The sequence below is a fragment of the Pseudomonas sp. H11T01 genome (genome assembly GCF_048515765.1).
In the GTDB taxonomy this organism is placed as follows: Bacteria; Pseudomonadota; Gammaproteobacteria; order Pseudomonadales; family Pseudomonadaceae; genus Aquipseudomonas.
Genome location: NZ_JBLYED010000007.1, coordinates 147,370 through 164,986, shown reverse-complemented (window position 1 = coordinate 164,986; position 17,617 = coordinate 147,370). Strand labels below are relative to the sequence as shown.

The 17,617-nt window shown below is 55.7% G+C and carries 12 protein-coding genes and 1 pseudogene; 5 read left to right on the top strand and 8 right to left on the bottom strand.

Features of this window, described 5'->3' with window-relative positions; all coding sequences use genetic code 11:
• Positions 1 to 139 precede the first annotated feature (139 nt).
• The 7 genes from ACN1C3_RS11735 to ACN1C3_RS11705 all read right to left on the bottom strand — a co-directional run bounded on the left by ACN1C3_RS11735 (position 140) and on the right by ACN1C3_RS11705 (position 9,388).
• Complete coding sequence (locus tag ACN1C3_RS11735; RefSeq protein ID WP_154976024.1) at positions 140 to 2,590, bottom strand: GcvT family protein; 2,451 nt, start codon at positions 2,588 to 2,590, stop codon at positions 140 to 142.
• Positions 2,591 to 2,647: 57 nt separating this feature from the next.
• A complete protein-coding gene (gene purU, locus ACN1C3_RS11730) occupies positions 2,648 to 3,505 on the bottom strand; it encodes a formyltetrahydrofolate deformylase (RefSeq protein ID WP_046035443.1) in 858 nt (285 codons plus the stop codon).
• A 10-nt stretch (positions 3,506 to 3,515) separates the two neighbouring features.
• A complete protein-coding gene (locus ACN1C3_RS11725) occupies positions 3,516 to 4,454 on the bottom strand; it encodes an electron transfer flavoprotein subunit alpha/FixB family protein (protein ID WP_419115969.1) in 939 nt (312 codons plus the stop codon).
• Positions 4,454 to 5,203 carry an electron transfer flavoprotein subunit beta/FixA family protein gene (locus tag ACN1C3_RS11720; RefSeq protein ID WP_419115968.1) on the bottom strand — a complete coding sequence of 250 codons (750 nt, stop codon included), beginning with the start codon at positions 5,201 to 5,203 and terminating at the stop codon, positions 4,454 to 4,456. Before ACN1C3_RS11720 ends, ACN1C3_RS11725 begins: the two co-directional genes overlap by 1 nt.
• 294 nt (positions 5,204 to 5,497) lie before the next feature.
• Positions 5,498 to 6,553 carry an ABC transporter substrate-binding protein gene (locus ACN1C3_RS11715; protein ID WP_419115967.1) on the bottom strand — a complete coding sequence of 352 codons (1,056 nt, stop codon included), beginning with the start codon at positions 6,551 to 6,553 and terminating at the stop codon, positions 5,498 to 5,500.
• A 121-nt stretch (positions 6,554 to 6,674) separates the two neighbouring features.
• Complete coding sequence (locus tag ACN1C3_RS11710) at positions 6,675 to 8,327, bottom strand: electron transfer flavoprotein-ubiquinone oxidoreductase (protein WP_419115966.1); 1,653 nt, start codon at positions 8,325 to 8,327, stop codon at positions 6,675 to 6,677.
• 140 nt (positions 8,328 to 8,467) lie between these two features.
• Positions 8,468 to 9,388, bottom strand: a complete 921-nt coding sequence (locus ACN1C3_RS11705) for a LysR family transcriptional regulator (RefSeq protein WP_419115965.1) — start codon at positions 9,386 to 9,388, stop codon at positions 8,468 to 8,470.
• 160 nt (positions 9,389 to 9,548) lie between these two features.
• Between ACN1C3_RS11705 and ACN1C3_RS11700 the strand changes: the two genes are divergently transcribed.
• Positions 9,549 to 10,895 carry an aspartate aminotransferase family protein gene (locus ACN1C3_RS11700; protein WP_419116098.1) on the top strand — a complete coding sequence of 449 codons (1,347 nt, stop codon included), beginning with the start codon at positions 9,549 to 9,551 and terminating at the stop codon, positions 10,893 to 10,895.
• A gap of 86 nt (positions 10,896 to 10,981) precedes the next feature.
• The gene (locus ACN1C3_RS11695; RefSeq protein ID WP_419115963.1) at positions 10,982 to 12,478 is read left to right on the top strand and encodes a CoA-acylating methylmalonate-semialdehyde dehydrogenase; all 1,497 of its coding nucleotides are present in this window, start codon (positions 10,982 to 10,984) and stop codon (positions 12,476 to 12,478) included.
• A 55-nt stretch (positions 12,479 to 12,533) separates the two neighbouring features.
• On the opposite strand, the gene ACN1C3_RS11690 is transcribed toward ACN1C3_RS11695, so the two are convergent.
• On the bottom strand, positions 12,534 to 13,409 hold the full coding sequence (locus tag ACN1C3_RS11690; protein WP_223457188.1) for a LysR family transcriptional regulator: 876 nt from the start codon (positions 13,407 to 13,409) through the stop codon (positions 12,534 to 12,536).
• Positions 13,410 to 13,556: 147 nt separating this feature from the next.
• Here ACN1C3_RS11690 and ACN1C3_RS11685 point away from each other — a divergent pair, with 147 nt between their 5' ends.
• The 3 genes and pseudogenes from ACN1C3_RS11685 to ACN1C3_RS11675 all read left to right on the top strand — a co-directional run.
• Entirely contained in the window at positions 13,557 to 15,986 is a 2,430-nt protein-coding gene (locus ACN1C3_RS11685) for an FAD-dependent oxidoreductase (protein ID WP_419115960.1), read from the top strand.
• A gap of 60 nt (positions 15,987 to 16,046) precedes the next feature.
• A complete protein-coding gene (gene folD / locus ACN1C3_RS11680) occupies positions 16,047 to 16,964 on the top strand; it encodes a bifunctional methylenetetrahydrofolate dehydrogenase/methenyltetrahydrofolate cyclohydrolase FolD (protein WP_419115959.1) in 918 nt (305 codons plus the stop codon).
• 88 nt (positions 16,965 to 17,052) lie between these two features.
• Positions 17,053 to 17,313, top strand: a pseudogene (locus ACN1C3_RS11675) (transposase); the annotation flags it as partial.
• Between the last annotated feature and the right edge of the window lie 304 nt (positions 17,314 to 17,617).

The window sequence follows — 17,617 nt, the reverse complement described above, 5'->3', positions numbered from 1 at the left end:
TTGCATTCATGGTTGTCTCCGGCGATTTTTGCGCCTGGCCCGGAGTCGAACCTCCGGGCACTGCGCGACTCAATCGACTTGTTGTTATGACGTTTCTATAACGTGCCTGACTGCCGCTAATACGGTTGGCCCAGGGGGGTCAGCACTTGATTTTGTTCATTTCAGGGTCATAGAACGCACGAAGGCTGGCCTCAACCTCATACCGTTTCGTCGCCACCTCAATCTCGTACTTGCCTTCTTTCACCCAGTCAGCCGTTGCACCTTCGGCGTTGCAGACATAGCCCATGGCGACGTTGCCGCCGATGTAGTGGCCGTACATCCCAGAGGTGGTGCGCCCGACGATTTCGCCGTTCCGATAGATCGGTTCTTCGTGATAGTTGGTAGCTTCCGGATCGAGGAACTTGAACAAGACCATGCGTTTTTTCACGCCTTCGGCTTTCTGCTTGAGCAAGGCCTCTTTGCCAATGAAACCGCCGGCCTTGTTGAAGTCCGAGGCAAACGACAGCCCGGCTTCCAGCGGGGTGTCCTCCTCCACCACGTCGTGGCCGAAGTGGCGATAGCCCTTCTCGATACGCAGGGAGTTCAGGGCGTGATAACCACACAACTTCAAGCCGTGCGGCTCACCCGCCGCGACGATTCGGTCGAATACGTCCGGCGCAAATTCAGTCGGGATGTACAGTTCCCAGCCCAACTCGCCCACGTAGGTAATTCGTGACGCTCGCACGCGGGCATAGCCGAGTTCGATCTCCCTGGACGTGGCAAACGGGAAGCCTTCGTTGGACAGGTCGTCGGTGGTCAGCGGTTGCAGCAAATTGCGGGCGTTAGGGCCCATCACGCTGATCACGGCCATCGACGAGGTGACATCGGTGTAGACAACATTCGCCTCGTCCGGCGTGTTGCGGCGCAGCCAGTTCAGCTCGCGAGTCTGCGTCCATGGACCGGTGACGATGAGGAACGACTCCTTCTCAAGTCGTGTCACGGTCAGGTCAGCCTCGATACCACCTCGCTCATTGAGCCACTGGGTGTAGACGATCTTGCCCGGCTCGACATCAATGTTGTTGCTGCAAATCCGGTTGAGCACCGACATCGCATCGCGGCCCTGGACCAGTATCTTGGCGAAGGAGCTTTGATCAAACAGGCCGACGGTTTTGCGCACCGCGTTGTGTTCGGCTGCCGACCACTCGAACCAGTTTTGCTTACCCCAGCTGTACCCGTATTCCGGCTTCTGACCCTGCGGTGCGAAGAAATTCGCGCGCTCCCAGCCGACCACTTCGCCGTAGCAGGCATTGGCGGCCACCAAACGGTCATGGAGGATACTTTTGCGTGCGTTGCGAGCGGACTCGAACTGACGGAATGGCCAGTGCATGGCATACAACAGGCCCAAACCTTCCGTGGTGCGGTCATACAGGTACTGAGAGTTACCCTGGAACGGCAAATTACGTTTGATGTCGACGTCCCACAGATCCATGGGGGCGTGACCTTTGGCAATCCATTCGGCCAGCACCTTGCCGGCGCCACCCGCTGACTGGATGCCTACCGAGTTGAAGCCTGCGGCGACAAAATAGTTACGCAGCTCAGGAGCCTCACCCAAGTGGTAGCGGTCATCGGGGGTAAAGCTTTCAGGACCGTTGAAGAACACTTGCAGCCCGGTCTTCTCCAGCGCAGGGATTCGGCGAATGGCCGCTTCCAGGTAGGGTTCCAAGTGATCGAAATCAGGTGGCAATTCATCAAAACTGAAGCTATCAGGAATGCCTTCATGCCCCCAAGGTTTGGCGTTGGGCTCAAAGGTGCCGATTAACAGTTTGCCGGCGTCGGTCTTGAAGTAGTTGTAGTAGTCCAGGTCACGCAGTGTCGGCAGCATGATGCCGTTGATTTCCGGCATCGGCTCCGTGACCACGTAGTAGTGTTCTGCGGCGTGGAGGGGAATGTTGACCCCAGCTTTCTTGCCGAAATTACGCGCCCACATACCGGCGCAGTTCACCACGAACTCAGCGTCGATATCGCCCTGAGCTGTGACTACGCCTGCGGCCTTGCCATCCTTGATCTTGATATCCAGGACTTGGGTGTTTTCAATGATTTTAGCGCCGCCCATTCGAGCGCCCTTGGCGAGTGCCTGGGTAACGTCAACCGGGTTGACCACACCGTCCAACGGCAAATACACGCCGCCGACGATGTCTTCGATGTTCAGCAGTGGCCACAGGTCAAGCGCTTGCTCAGGGTTGACCACTTCACATGGAAAGCCACAAAGCTTAGCCATCGACGCGCCGCGCTTGAGTTCGGTGAAACGTTCCTGGTGAGTCGCGACGCTCAAGGAACCGTTACGTACGAAGCCAGTGGCCTGACCGGTTTCTGCTTCGAGGCCCTCGTACAGACCAGCGCTGTACTTCGCCAGCATGCTCATGTTGTAAGTCGCGCGCAGGGTCGGCACCAAGCCGGCGGCATGCCAGGTCGTGCCGCAGGTCAGCGTCTTGCGCTCCAGCAGCACGACATCTTTGATGCCCAGTTTGGTCAGGTGGTATGCAACGCTGCACCCGATAACCCCACCACCGACGATGACGACACGAGCCGAACTCGGAACGGTATTGCTCATATTAAACTCCAGGGCCAGCACCCCAGGCAGGGCAACTGGCTCGACGATTGGGGGTGCTTAGAACACGATGGTTTTATTGCCGTACACGAGCACGCGATCTTCGAGATGGTTTCGAAGCCCACGGGCCAATACGGTTTTTTCGACGTCTTTGCCTAACCGCACAAGATCATCAACAGACTGTTCGTGGCTGACGCGCGCGACGTCCTGCTCAATGATCGGCCCCTCGTCGAGGTCTTCGGTCACGTAGTGGCAGGTCGCACCGATCAGCTTTACCCCTCGACGGGATGCCTGGTGATACGGCTTTGCGCCGATGAACGAGGGCAGGAAGCTATGGTGGATGTTGATGACTTTATGGCGATATTTTTCACACAGGTTCTGCGGCAGGATCTGCATATAACGAGCAAGGACGATGCAGTCCGCGCGGTACTCATCGATCAGTTGTTCGGTTTTGGCAAACCCAGCAGCCTTGTTGTCTTTGTCGACCGGTACGTATTCGAATGGAATGCCGTACCACTCAACCAGACTGCGCAAATCCTCATGGTTGGAAATCACGCAGGCGATGTCACAGACCAGATCACCGGTTTTCCAACGGTCCAGCAAATCGGTCATGCAGTGCGAGCCTTTGCTGCACATCAACACCACACGCTTGCGCTGGTCACTGTCGACCAGACGCCAGTTCATCGACATCTCTTGTGCGAGCGGTTCGACTTTGCGCTTCAACACTTCGATGTCAAATGGCAGGGTCTCCGCGCGAACAACCATGCGACTGAAGAAGCGATTGCTCTCTTCGTCAGAGAACTGCGAGGCCTCCTCAACCCAACCGCCATGACTGGCGAAAAGACCCGCCGTGCGGGTGATGATTCCCACCCGGTCTGGACAATCGAAAGCGAATGTATAGGTACGCTTGGCGCTCATTTCAGACTCCTTAGGACAGGGCAGCTTCAAGAGCCGGAACGGCTTCGAACAAATCGGCAACCAGGCCGTAGTCAGCAACACGGAAAATTGGCGCCTCCTCGTCCTTGTTGATCGCGACGATGATTTTGGAATCTTTCATGCCGGCCAAATGTTGAATGGCACCCGAGATACCGACAGCGATGTAAAGGTCAGGCGCCACGATCTTGCCTGTCTGGCCAACCTGCATATCGTTGGAGACGAAACCTGCATCGACGGCTGCGCGAGAGGCACCCACCGCGGCACCCAACTTGTCGGCGACTTTTTCCAGCAGGGCGAAATTTTCGCCACTGCCCATGCCGCGACCGCCGGAAATGACGACTTTGGCCGAGGTCAATTCGATGCGGTCAGAGACGCTGAAATCGGCACTCAGGAATTTGGAAAGACCGGTGTCGTGAGAGACGGAAATGGCCTTGATGGGCGCCAATTCCCCCGTCCTTTCGGCAGCTGCAAACGCTGTGGTGCGAACGGTCAGCACCTTGACTGCGTCAGAGCTTTCAACGGTCGCCAGGGCATTACCGGCGTAGTACGGCCGAACGAATGTGTTCGGGGAAACGATTTCCACAACGTCACTGACCTGGGCGACATCCAGCAATGCAGCCACACGAGGAAGCAAATTTTTGCCGTACGCCGTAGAGGCGGCAATGACATGACCATAGGTCGAGGTCTTCACCAACTCGGTAACCAGAGCGGCCACATTCTCGACACCTTGATCGGCATACTCAGGCGCATCTGAAATCAGTACGCAACTCACACCTGCAAACGCAGCCAACGCCTCCGCGACACTGCCCGCTTGCTGACCGGCTACCAAAACGTCGACGTCGGCCCCAAGGCTCGCAGCCGCTGAAAGAGCGTTCAAGGTGCCCGACTTAAGAGCCCCCTCGTGGTGCTCAGCAATCAATAAAACAGCCATCAGATCACCCCCGCTTCGTTCTTCAGCTTCTCGACCAGTTCTTGAACGCTACTCACACGAATGCCTGCCTTACGCTCAGGCGGCGCCGAGACCTTGATGACTTTCAAACGAGGAGCGATATCGACACCGAGGTCGCTGGCATCAATGACCTCCAGTGGTTTTTTCTTCGCTTTCATGATGTTGGGAAGTGAGGCGTAGCGTGGCTCATTCAGGCGCAGGTCAGCGGTGATCACTGCGGGCAACCGCAAGCTTCTGGTTTCCAGTCCACCGTCGACCTCGCGAATGACATTGACCCACTCACCGACGACGTTGATTTGCGAAGCGAAGGTGCCTTGAGCACTGCCCATCAATGCGGAAAGCATTTGACCGGTCTGGTTGTTATCACCATCGATGGATTGCTTACCCAGGAGAACAATGCCGGGTTCTTCGCGCTGGGTAACGGTGTAGAGAAGCTTGGCAACCGCAAGAGGCTCCAGATCGCTACCCGTCTTGATCAGCACGGCTCTGTCTGCGCCCATTGCCAGTGCGGTTCGCAACTGCTCCTGACAAGCATCAGGGCCCACCGATACGGCGATGACTTCGCTGGCCTGCCCGCTTTCCTTCAACTGAAGTGCGGCCTCCACAGCAATCTCGCAGAAGGGGTTTATCGACATTTTTACGTTGCTTAACTCAACGTCAGATTCATCCGCTTTGACACGGACTTTGACGTTGGCGTCTACGACACGCTTCACCGCCACCAGCACCTTCATAGCAACCTCCGAATAAGTCAAAACCTCTGGAATCCGATGCTATAAGCCCCTATACCCTCTTACAAACGATCTATATTGGGTACATAGATAAGCTGCACTTATTCGTCGATACATCTTGCAGGTCAGCTTTTGTTTTGCGCTGAAACGAAAAAAACCCGACGCAAGCGTCGGGCAAAGTGCACCAAGCAGAGAGCAATTCCTTTGATCAGCTCGGCTAATAGCCGCTATCCATCACCGAATCTGGTACTTCGATGGCAGGCCCACCCACACGGCTTAACGGCTAAATTCAGAGGATTATTTTGCAAGCCAGGCATTGAAGCGTTCGTTCAGCTCGTCAGCATGATCACCCCACCACTGCGAATTAACCTGCAATGCCGTGGCAAAGTTAGCCGGGTCGGTCGGCATACTCGACTTCATATCGGCGTGAACCAGCGGCTGGGACGACTTGCGTGTAGGGCCGTAAGCGATGTACTGACTCTGGTCAGCCATAATTTGAGTCGAGGTTGCGAAACGCAGGAAATCCATGGCCTTGGCTTTATTGGGCGCACCCACCGGCACCGCCCACACATCGATGTCATACATCTGGCCGTCCCAGATGATTTTGAAGGGCTGTTTTTCTTTCGCCTGTGCGGCCCAGATCCGACCATTCCAGGCGGAAGTCATCGTGACCTGACCATCTGCCAGCAACTGCGGAGGTTGCGCGCCGGCTTCCCACCAGATGACCTGGCTCTTGATCGAGTCGAGCTTTTTGAAAGCACGCTGAAGCCCCTCATCTGTCTCCAGTGTTTCGTACACCTGATCACGAGGAACACCATCCGCTAACAGAGCCCACTCAAGGTTGGCCTGGGGCGCTTTGCGCAAGCCGCGCTTGCCGGGATATTTTTTGAGGTCGAAGAAATCAGCCAGTGTTGTGGGGGACTGCCCTTTGAAGGCATTGGTGTTGTAGGCCACCGCCGTGCTCCAGATGTAGGCACCGATCCCGCAATCGTTCAGCGACCCTGGCAGGAAATCCGTCGCCGTGGAGCCATCGGGCGCGGGGGCAAGATCTTTCGCCGGGTTGATACGCTCCAACAGGCCGGCATTACAGGCCCGCACGGCATCCGGCATTTCCATATCGATTACATCCCAAGCCACTTTTTTCGAGTCAACCTGAGCTTTGAGTTGGGCAATACCCCCTGAGTAATCTTCGGTGCGGATCTTGACGCCTGTTTTATCGGCATAGGGTTTGATCGAGGACTGTTGCTGAGCCGCTGCGACACTCCCGCCATATGTGACAACCGTGAGGTTTTCTTGCGCCATCACGGCGAAGGAGGTCAAGCCAGAGACGAGAACTAACGCTAATTTTTTCATGATGCTCCCGATAGATTTCTAGTAAGGAAGGCAGTGTGTTCATTGAGTTCGTTATTGTTTTGTTCCACGCATCGCACTAGTCACGCTTCGGTCGCTCAATCGCGTAGCGACTCTTTCTCCTCTACATGCTGGTGTAGTTGGGCCCCCCGCCTCCCTCGGGTGCACGCCAAATGATGTTTTGACTCGGGTCCTTGATGTCACAGGTTTTGCAATGCAGACAGTTCTGCGCATTGATCTGAAATCGGCTCACGGATGCATCTTCCACGACCTCGTACACACCGGCAGGACAGTACCGTTGCGCCGGTTCGGCATAGGTGGGCAGGTTGAACGCGATGGGTATCGAGGAGTCCCTGAGCGTCAGGTGGCAGGGCTGATCTTCTTCATGGTTCGTGTTCGACAAATAGACCGAGGAGGCCTTATCGAAACTCAGGACGTTGTCGGGTTTCGGGTAGTGAATGACCGAAGCACTATCGGCAGGATCCATGGTCGAGTAGTCGGGGCGTTTGTCGTGGAAAGTCCAAGGCAATTTCCCTTTCAACAGGTTCAGATCAACCCAGGCGCATGCGGCCCCGATCAGATTGCCGAACCTGTGCATGGCTGGACCGAAATTACGCTGCTGGTAAAGCTCGTCGTAAATGGACGACGCCCTGAATCTTCCCTCATATGCCGACAGATCCTGGCCTGCCGCCTCATTGACAGCAAACGCCTCAAAGATGGTTTCAGCCGCCAGCATTCCGGACTTCATAGCCGTGTGGGAGCCTTTGATCTTGGCAAAATTCAAGGTGCCGGCATCACACCCAATCAGCAGGCCACCTGGGAAGTGCATCTTCGGCAAAGACTGAAGCCCGCCTTTCGCAATGGCACGGGCGCCGTAGCTGATGCGCGAGCCACCGCGCAGATACTGCTCGTAAAGCGGGTGATGCTTGAGTTGTTGAAGCTCATCAAACGGCGACAGGTAAGGATTGCGATAGTTGAGATCCACGACCTGCCCAATCACCACCGTACCGTCCTCCAGGTGATACATGAAGGCGCCGCCCTGCGTGCCACTCTGGGTCAATGGCCATCCGGTGCTATGAATCACAAGCCCGGGAACATGTTGCTCAGCGGGGATTTCCCAGACTTCCTTGATGCCCAACCCGTAGTGCTGAGGATCAGAGTCTGCATCGAGCTGATACTTGCTGATCAGTTGTTTGCCCAAGTGCCCGCGACAGCCTTCAGCGAAGATGGTTTGCTTGCCGATCAGCTCGATACCAGGCGTAAAGCCGCCTTTCTGCTCTCCGGTTCGGCCGACGCCCATGTCGGCGGTCAAGACACCTCGGACCCTGCCCTCCTCGTCGTACAGAACGTCGGACGCAGGAAAGCCTGGAAACACATCGACCCCCAGGGCTTCCGCTTGCTGGCCCAGCCAACGACATACATTGCCTAGGCTGACGATGAAGTTGCCTTCGTTGTGCATCGTGCTGGGCGCGAAAACCCCAGGAACCCGGATTGAAAGGCGTGAAGACGACAGGTAGAAAATTTCGTCCGACTGCACCGGGGTGTTCAGTGGCGCACCCATGTTTCGCCAGTCAGGAAACAATTCATTCAGTGCGGTAGGTTCGAACACAGCACCGGACATGATGTGCGCACCGACCTCTGCGCCTTTTTCGACCAGACATACTGATAACTCCCGCCCTTCTACCATTGCCAATTGACGCAGGCGAATTGCAGCAGACAGCCCGGCAGGCCCTCCTCCTACTACGACGACATCGAATTCCATAGCCTCGCGTTGCATCAAAACCTCCACAGGCATCGAACATAGCCTCTGGAGCGAATCGTACGAGCGGTTTTATGCCTACAACAAACGATGTATCAGGTGCTTATTAATAAGCTGTACTGATTCGTCAGTTGCCACGTTGAGTACTCGACAATTCGTCAGCCGCTCATCGCGAGGGATTCGAGAAAGGTCTCCAACACCAAATGGGGACGGCGACCCTTTCGGGTGACAGAAGCCAGCGTCAGGTCGTAAAAACAGGAATAGGGCTTCAACGCTCTGAGCCTTCCTTCTGCAACCCAGCTCCGCGCGTAGTGATCAGGCAGGTACCCGATGTATTGGCCAGTAAGAATCAGGAATGCCATTCCCTCTCTGTCCGATGCACTGGCAGTGCAGTTCAGCGCTTGATAATGCTCCTGGATGGTTGCAGGTAAGCGGAATGTCGGGGCTATGGCGTCCTGCTCCTGGATACGCTGCTCACTTAAATCCAGATCCTTGACGAAAAATAAAGGATGGCCAACACCGCAATAGAGCTGAGAACGCTCGCTATACAGCGGCTGGTATTGAAGGCCTGAAAGCGCACCGACCTGAGGGATTACGCCTACGTGCAGACGGCCGTCCAGCACGCCTTGCTCCACTTCGCCAGGTGTACTCATTCGAATCTGGATCTGAACGTCAGGTCCTTTTTTCTTTAGAGAAGCCAATGCATCCGTGACGCGCATGTGAGGCATCGTTACCAGGTTATCCGTCAAGCCAATGATCAACTCGCCCCGGAGATGACTGTGCATCCCGTTGACCTCGCTTCGAAATCCCTCCATCGCCGACAACAAGCGTAAACACGCCTCATACACCTGCTGCCCATCCTCCGTCAGGGAGAACCCGGCACGTCCTCTCTGACATAACCGTAAACCTAATCGCTGCTCAAGCTCTGTCATTTGCTGACTGATTGCTGACCTGCCAACACCGAGAACGCTCTCTGCAACGGAGAATCCACCGCACTCCACGACACTGCGAAATATCTTGAGCATCCGAATATCAAAATCAGTGACTTGAGCAACTGGATTGGGACGGCGCGCTTTCATAGTTTAGGTAACCTGAAACTAAGGGTATCAAAAGGTGTGTTTTATCGAATCTAAGCCCGTGTCAGTTTCTAGGCAAGCCTTGAATTCCCTTTCAGAACGCTCAACAAGGCCAACTCTCCGATTGACCACGATGAGTATCTCTCCACGAGGACCACTGCTCATGAACACACACCAGGCTCACGAACTTCCCTTGGCCAGCCAGCTGAAACTGGATTCACACTGGATGCCGTTCTCTTCGAATCGCAACTTTCAGCGTGACCAACGGTTCATCGTTTCTGCGCAAGGCAGCTGGCTGACAGATTCTGAAGGCAGAAAGGTCTACGACAGTCTGTCAGGCCTGTGGACCTGCGGCGCAGGCCATTCGCGCAAGGAAATCCAGGAAGCCGCCGCCCGCCAGTTGGGCACGCTTGATTACTCGCCAGCGTTTCAATACGGCCATCCGTTGTCGTTCATCCTTTCGGAGCGAGTCGCTGACCTCATGCCCGGCGACCTCAACCATGTGTTCTATACCAACTCGGGCTCCGAGTGTGCGGACACGGCAGTGAAAATGGCTCGGGCGTACTGGCGACTGAAAGGTCAATCGACCAAGACCAAAATGATCGGCAGAGCACGTGGCTACCACGGTGTGAACATCGCGGGCACCAGCCTGGGCGGCATCGGGGGTAACCGTAAAATGTTCGGCCAACTGATGGATGTCGATCATCTGCCCCACACGTTGCAGCCGGGGTTGGCCTTCACCAAAGGCATGGCGGAAACCGGTGGTGTGGAACTGGCAAACGAGCTGCTGAAGCTAATCGAGCTTCATGACGCGACGAATATTGCTGCCGTTATTGTTGAACCGATGTCCGGGTCCGCTGGTGCCATCGTTCCTCCCAAAGGTTACTTGCAGCGCCTACGGGAGATCTGCAACCAGCACAACATCCTGCTGATCTTCGACGAAGTGATCACTGGATTCGGGCGTATGGGAACCTGGAGCGGCGCGGAGTACTTCGGCGTCAAACCGGACATCATGAACGTGGCCAAACAGATCACCAACGGCGCTATTCCAATGGGAGCGGTGATCGCATCCAGCGAGATCTACCAAACCTTCATGAATCAAACGAGCCCTGAATACGCGGTCGAATTCGGCCATGGCTACACCTACTCGGCGCACCCGGTTGCCTGCGCTGCGGCCCTCGCAACATTGGATCTGCTGGAGAAGGAAAACCTCATCCAGCAATCAGCTGATTTGGCGCCACATTTCGAACGCACATTGCAAGGCGTCAAGGGCGCAAAACACATCGTTGACATCAGGAACTGCGGCCTCGCAGGCGCTATTCAAATTGCACCCCGCGAAGGTGATGCAATTGTTCGCCCGTTCGAGGCGGGCATGGCGCTTTGGAAAGCGGGGTTCTACGTGCGCTTCGGTGGCGACACCCTTCAGTTCGGGCCGACCTTCAACGCTAAACCTGAAGATCTTGACCGCATGTTTGACGCCGTCGGGGAAGCCTTGAACCACATCGATTAACGCAACAACGTGCAGGTAAACCACCGATGCTGGCGGGTCAACTCCGCCAGCATCACTTCTATTTTCAATCTTGCAGGTCTTCATCCATGAGCATCATTCAACACCTGATCAACGGCGAACATATCGCCACCGCCGGCCGCACCGCGGACGTGTTCAACCCTTCCACTGGTGAGGTTATCCATCAGGTCTCACTCGCGGATCGCGCCACCGTTCAACACGCCATTGACGTCGCGACAGCCGCCTTTCCTGCATGGCGCAAGACTCCGGCCGCCAAGCGCGCTCAGGTCATGTTTCGTTTCAAGCAGTTGCTGGAGCAGAACGAAGCAAAAATCGCGCAGATGATCAGCGAAGAGCACGGCAAAACAATTGAAGATGCCACTGGAGAACTCAAACGTGGTATCGAGAACGTCGAGTTTGCGTGCGCAGCCCCTGAAATCCTGAAGGGTGAGTTCAGCCGCAACGCTGGCCCGAACATCGATGCCTGGAGCGACTTCCAACCTGTCGGCGTTGTGGCTGGTATTACGCCATTCAACTTTCCGGCGATGGTTCCACTCTGGATGTATCCGTTGGCCATCGTCTGCGGCAACTGCTTCATCCTCAAGCCTTCGGAGCGCGACCCAAGCTCTACCCTTTACATTGCAGAGTTGCTGATAGAAGCGGGTTTGCCTAAAGGGGTGATGAGCGTAGTTCACGGCGACAAAGAAGCTGTCGATGCGTTGATCGAGGCGCTGGAAGTGAAAGCATTGAGCTTCGTAGGGTCGACGCCTATCGCTGAATACATCTACGCCGAAGGCACCAAACGCGGCAAGCGTGTCCAGGCCTTGGGCGGCGCAAAAAACCATGCTGTGCTGATGCCGGACGCGGACCTGAACAATGCCGTTAGCGCCCTGATGGGGGCCGCTTACGGCTCCTGCGGCGAGCGCTGCATGGCGATCTCTGTCGCCGTCTGCGTGGGAGATCAAATCGCAGATGCGCTGATCCAAAAATTGGTGCCCCAAATCCAAGCACTGAAAATTGGAGCAGGTACTTCCTGCGGTCTCGATATGGGTCCATTGATCACCAGCGCTCACAGGGACAAAGTGAAAGGCTACGTTGATGATGGCGCTCAAGCCGGTGCAGAACTGGTCGTCGACGGTCGCGGACTTCAGGTTGCCAACAATGAAAATGGCTTCTTCCTGGGCGGATGCCTGTTCGACCGCGTTACACCAGAGATGCGGATCTACAAGGAAGAGATTTTTGGCCCCGTGCTGTGCATCGTGCGAGTCGAAAGCCTTGAGCAGGCCATGCAACTCATCAATGATCATGAGTATGGCAATGGCACCTGCATCTTCACTCGCGACGGAGAAGCTGCCCGCCTGTTCTGTGACGAAATTGAAGTGGGCATGGTGGGTGTGAACGTTCCGTTACCAGTACCAGTGGCGTACCACAGCTTCGGCGGCTGGAAGCGCTCACTGTTCGGCGATCTTCATGCGTATGGTCCGGATGGTGTTCGCTTCTACACTCGTCGCAAGGCGATCACACAGCGCTGGCCTCAGCGTGCCAGCCATGAGGCTGCGCAGTTCGCGTTTCCGAGCAACGGTTAACGATAAAAGGAGCTCGTCTCTGGCGGGCTCCTCACCTCAACCCCAACCGACAAAGTTAACGAAGCTCCGACTCCAGCCAGGTGCAAAAGGCTTGTGCTGCCCCTGATAGCGGCTTGTTATGCGGCTTCAGCAAGTAGAAGCCCGCAAGGCATTCGATGCTGTGGTCGAGCGGCGATACCAGCTGTCCACGCAGCCTGGATTTCTCCACGAGTTCCTCGTTAAGCAGACACACACCTGCGTTTTCAATCGCCATGCTCGCCGCGATTGCGTAGCTGTCGACGTAGAACCGCTGATAGTTTTCCGCCTCACCTTGCGGGTAAGTAGCCAACCAGTCGCTCCAGCCATTGGGTGTGCCCAACACATCGATCAAGGGCAGACTCAGCAATCCCCCGGCACTTCGAAGTTTGGCAGCAACGTCCAGCGAGCAATACGGTTTCAGCTCAGTCGAGAGCAGCTGCTGGATGTCGTACTGCTGCCAGTTACCAGCACCGTAGCGAATCTCCAGTTCTGCGCTGGAAGGTGGAGCATCCGCCTCCCAGTTAACGCCGTACATGCGAAGAGAAATTTGCGGATACAGCTCAGCAAACCGTTCCATGCGGGGGGCGAGCCACAACTGCGCAAAGGAGTTGTTTACGCTCAATTCAAGTACGCCTTGGGCGACCGAGCTGAAGATGTTGTTCATCCCTTGGTGCATATGCCAAAGGCCTTCCCGGACCACTGCCAAATACGCCCGCCCCGATACGGTCAGCTGGATCGAACGTGTTTGCCTCAAGAAAAGTGCCTTGCCAAGTTTGTGTTCGAGCAATTTTATTTGCTGGCTGACTGCCGACTGGCTCATGTTCAGTTCAATCGCCGCAGCCGAAAAGCTCAAATGTCGCCCTACTGATTCAAACGTCCGAAGCCAGTTGAGCTGAAGATTGGTCAACGACATCGCGGCACCCCGGCATAAGCCCTACTTATAAATGACACTGGTATACATCGTTTGTAGTGCCTTCTCAAGCGCCTTAGCATCAAATCCAGACGCCCGGAGCCCCGGCGAATCATGTATCCAATAGACCCGTCAAAGGATCCCCCCGAGATGAAATCGGAAGCCAAAGTTTTAGTGATTGGTGGTGGTATTACTGGTGTGAGCACGCTTTACCATCTGGCCAAATCCGGCTGGACGGATGTCATGCTGGTGGAGAAGCTTGAACTGACATCTGGATCAACCTGGCACGCCGCGGGCAACCTTCCTTCGTTCAGCACCAGCCTGAACATCATGAAGCTTCAGAAAAACAGCATCGAGCTGTATCAACAACTCGCGGAACAGACTGGTCAATCGGTCGGCCACCATCAAACAGGTTCGATCCGGCTTGCGCATACCAAGGAACGTCTGGATGAGTTCAAGCGGGTAGCAGGCCTGGCCACGCTCGCCGGTTTGACTGGCGTCGAAGTTGTCGACAATGAGCGCCTGAAGGAACTGCATCCCTTCCTGGACACCACCGGATTGCTGGGTGGGCTTTGGGACCCGTATGACGGTCATATAGATCCGACCAGCGTGACCAATGCCATGGCTCAATTGGCACGTGGTTACGGCGCTACCATTGTTCGGCACAATCCGGTTACCGCGATTACTCAACTCGCCGACAAAAAATGGGAAGTAACCACCGAACAAGGCGTCATTCACGCAGATATTATCGTGAACGCCGCAGGTTTCAGGGCTAATGAAGTGGCTGCGATGATCGGCCATCAGTTCCCTATCTGTTCCCTGGAACATCAGTATCTGGTCACCGACAATATTCCAGCCTTGGTGGACAGACCCCACCACCTTCCCCTGCTTCGCGATCCCGATATTTCCTACTACCTTCGCCAGGAGGGCAAGGGGCTGATCCTCGGCCCGTACGAGCGAGAGCCGATGGCTTGGGCAGTCGATGGGGTTCCAACGACGTTCGGTCAGGAACTGCTGCAACCGGAACTGAACCGTCTCGAAGAAATCATCGGTGCAGCGATGGAACAGGTGGGGATAATCGGTGACGGCGGGATCAAGACCGTGGTCAATGGCCCTATCGTGTACACCCCGGATGGCCTTCCCCTACTCGGGCCCGTGCACGGTTACGACAACTACTTCGCTTGCGCAGGGTTCAGTTTCGGGATCACTCAGGGTGGCGGCGCGGGCCGTTACCTTGCTCAGTGGATCATCGACGGCCACCCTGAGGTTGAACTTTGGGAGCTGGATTCCCGACGCTTTGGTAGCTACGCGAACCTTTCCTACACCGTCACCAAATCGCTTGAGCTGTACGCCAACGAATACCAACTAAGCTGCCCGAACGAATACGCGATGCGCCCGGCGTGTCGCGAAGTGAAGACCACGCCGATTTACGAAATACTCAAACACAAGAATGCCGTGTTCGGTGCTTATTACGGCTGGGAACGTGCCAGCTGGTTTGCACAATCTGCCAATGCCCCTGTCGAGAACTTCAGCTACAGCCGGGGCAATTGGGATGCAGCAGTCCGGTCGGAATGTGAAGCGGTGCAAAATCGCGTGGGTATCCTCGATCTGAGCGCCTTCACAAAATTCGAGATCTCTGGAAAGGATGCTCGTTCATTTCTGGATCGGATCAGCCCCAACCAGGTTCCTGCCAAATGCGGGGATGTGGCTCTCGCCCATGTGCTCACCACATCAGGAAGCGTGGCGTGGGAATTCTCCATGACGCTCCTGGAAAGCGGCGCGTTTTACCTGATGTGCCCGGCGGCTTGTGAGCTGCTGATTGAAGATTGGCTGCGGCAACGGGCAGCGAAATACGCGAATATCTCCATCGCGAATATCACCAGGGACTGGGGCACGCTCATCCTGGCTGGCCCTAAAGCAAGAGAGGTGCTGTCAAAACTCACCGACACCGATCTGAGTAATGAAGCATTCCCCTGGTTTACCGGCCAGGAGATCCAGGTAGTTGGCGCTCCCGTACGCGCGTTGCGGATGAACTTTGTCGGCGAATTGGGATGGGAACTCCACCACCCACTCCACCATCAGCAAGCTCTCTACGAAGCCCTCGTCTGGGCAGGAGAAGCACATGGGATCGTCGACTTCGGGCTCCGGGCGATGGACTCGATGCGCATCGAAAAGGGTTACCAAATTTGGGGACGCGAGCTGACAACCGAGTACTCGGCGCTGGCTGCCAACATGGGCTACTTCATCAAGACAGATAAAGGCGAGTTCGAAGGGCGTGCGGCGGTTCTGGCAGAAAAAGACAAGCCAAGTACCCACCGCCTCGTACTAATGGAAGTCCAAGCCGGCGCTGCTGACGCGTTGGGTAGCGAGCCCATTTTCCATCAAGGGAAACTGGTAGGGCTGACCACTTCGGGGTCCTACGGTTATCGCGTTCAAAAGAGTTTGGCCATGGGCTTTATCAAGCGCGAACTTGCGGCTCTGGATACTGAACTCACCATCACAATTCTGGGTGAAGAATGCTTCGCGAAAGTCATTCGTGGATGCCTTTACGACCCGAAAGGCGAACGCCTGAAATCTTGATCATGCAACTGCCTTCATGAACGTGGAGGCAGCTTATTGACTGCTAATGGGTAGGACGAAATGACCATGACACAACCTTTGAATAACGCGCCCAATGCGGAGGCCTCCATAATCGATGGGAAGGCGTTTGCCGAAATCTTGCGCAAGAATGTGGCCGTCGGTGCCAGGGCCTTCAGGGAGAAACGCGGCAGAGCACCAGGCCTGGCTGTCGTATTAGTCGGTAGCGATCCTGCCAGTCAGGTTTACGTGAAAACAAAAATGAAAAAGGCGCTTGAGTCCGGGATTGACTCCTTCCCTCACCTACTCGAAAGCGATACGTCCGAAACGGACCTGCTGAACCTAATCGATAAGCTGAACAATGACCGCTATGTGCATGGGATTTTGGTGCAGCTTCCGCTGCCCGCCCATATCGATGAATCGAAGGTTATTGCGGCAATTAACCCGGCCAAAGATGTCGACGGGTTCCATCCGATCAACGTGGGTCTGCTGGGCCAAGGGAAGGCCAAACTGATTCCCTGCACTCCTCTGGGATGCCTGATGATGTTGAAGGATCAGATCGGTGACCTTAGCGGCAAAAAAGCGGTGATTGTCGGCAGGTCCAACATTGTCGGAAAGCCAATGGCGAATTTGCTATTGCAGGAAAACTGTACGGTCACGATTGTGCATTCCCGAACGCAAGACCTCATCGCTGAATGTCGTCAGGCCGACATCCTGGTGGTAGCGATTGGACGGGCGGAATTTATTGATGCACGGGCGATCAAGCCAGGTGCAGTGGTCATTGACGTTGGCATCAATAGAGTCGAAAAAAACGGAGCATCGGTTCTGGTCGGTGACGTCGATTTCAATTCTGCCAAGGATGTCGCAGCGGCCATGACTCCAGTACCGGGCGGCGTTGGTCCTATGACCGTGGCGTGCTTGATGAGAAATACGCTGGCAGCGGCAGAGGCGATTGAAAGTAAAACTGCGGCTCGCTACTGATAGTGCGGAATGCTCAGACTTGATCTGACAGTTACCGGATCTCCAGTCGTGCCTGTCAGGTCGAGCTTTGCTTATCAATGCTGTGTGCAGTTCTGGGGGTAAGGATCGACTGCTCGGTATCAGCAAGCGTGGTGATGCGTATCTGCGAACGCTGATGATCCATGGTGCTCGATCGGCACTACGCACGGCCAAATCCAAAGACGACCGGCTCAGCCAGTGGGCCGTCCGTTTAGCCGAGCGATCACATCCCAATGTGGCCGCTATCGCGCTGGCCAACAAAACTGCACGCATGGCTTGGGCGATGCTGCGCAACGACACTGATTACCAACCGGACAAGGCCGCAGCCTGATCCACGAACCTATTATGCCAACGAGTAAAAAACTGCCTACCACGATTGCGAAGCAACCCGAACGATGGCAAACCGGTCGAACCGGCGTCGGCAAACCCCTCAAGTGTCCAGGTGCGCGAAGCACGTAGAAGCGATTGGGAGCCGGCGCGCGAATAGCCCATCATGGCCCTGCATCGAAACGATGCTGTATCCAGAGGCCGAATATACGTGTGCAGTCGGCACGGGCGCCAAAGCGAAGGAAGCTTGCAACGAGGAGGAGTCCATATACGGACACTCACAACGTCATAGCATCCTTGTACGAGGA

Coding starts and splice junctions, on each gene's coding strand:
- ACN1C3_RS11735 (WP_154976024.1), bottom strand. CDS start 2,590: ATGAGCAATACCGTTCCGAGTTCGGCTCGTGTCGTCATCGTCGGTGGT.
- purU (WP_046035443.1), bottom strand. CDS start 3,505: ATGAGCGCCAAGCGTACCTATACATTCGCTTTCGATTGTCCAGACCGG.
- ACN1C3_RS11725 (WP_419115969.1), bottom strand. CDS start 4,454: ATGGCTGTTTTATTGATTGCTGAGCACCACGAGGGGGCTCTTAAGTCG.
- ACN1C3_RS11720 (WP_419115968.1), bottom strand. CDS start 5,203: ATGAAGGTGCTGGTGGCGGTGAAGCGTGTCGTAGACGCCAACGTCAAA.
- ACN1C3_RS11715 (WP_419115967.1), bottom strand. CDS start 6,553: ATGAAAAAATTAGCGTTAGTTCTCGTCTCTGGCTTGACCTCCTTCGCC.
- ACN1C3_RS11710 (WP_419115966.1), bottom strand. CDS start 8,327: ATGCAACGCGAGGCTATGGAATTCGATGTCGTCGTAGTAGGAGGAGGG.
- ACN1C3_RS11705 (WP_419115965.1), bottom strand. CDS start 9,388: ATGAAAGCGCGCCGTCCCAATCCAGTTGCTCAAGTCACTGATTTTGAT.
- ACN1C3_RS11700 (WP_419116098.1), top strand. CDS start 9,549: ATGAACACACACCAGGCTCACGAACTTCCCTTGGCCAGCCAGCTGAAA.
- ACN1C3_RS11695 (WP_419115963.1), top strand. CDS start 10,982: ATGAGCATCATTCAACACCTGATCAACGGCGAACATATCGCCACCGCC.
- ACN1C3_RS11690 (WP_223457188.1), bottom strand. CDS start 13,409: ATGTCGTTGACCAATCTTCAGCTCAACTGGCTTCGGACGTTTGAATCA.
- ACN1C3_RS11685 (WP_419115960.1), top strand. CDS start 13,557: ATGAAATCGGAAGCCAAAGTTTTAGTGATTGGTGGTGGTATTACTGGT.
- folD (WP_419115959.1), top strand. CDS start 16,047: ATGACCATGACACAACCTTTGAATAACGCGCCCAATGCGGAGGCCTCC.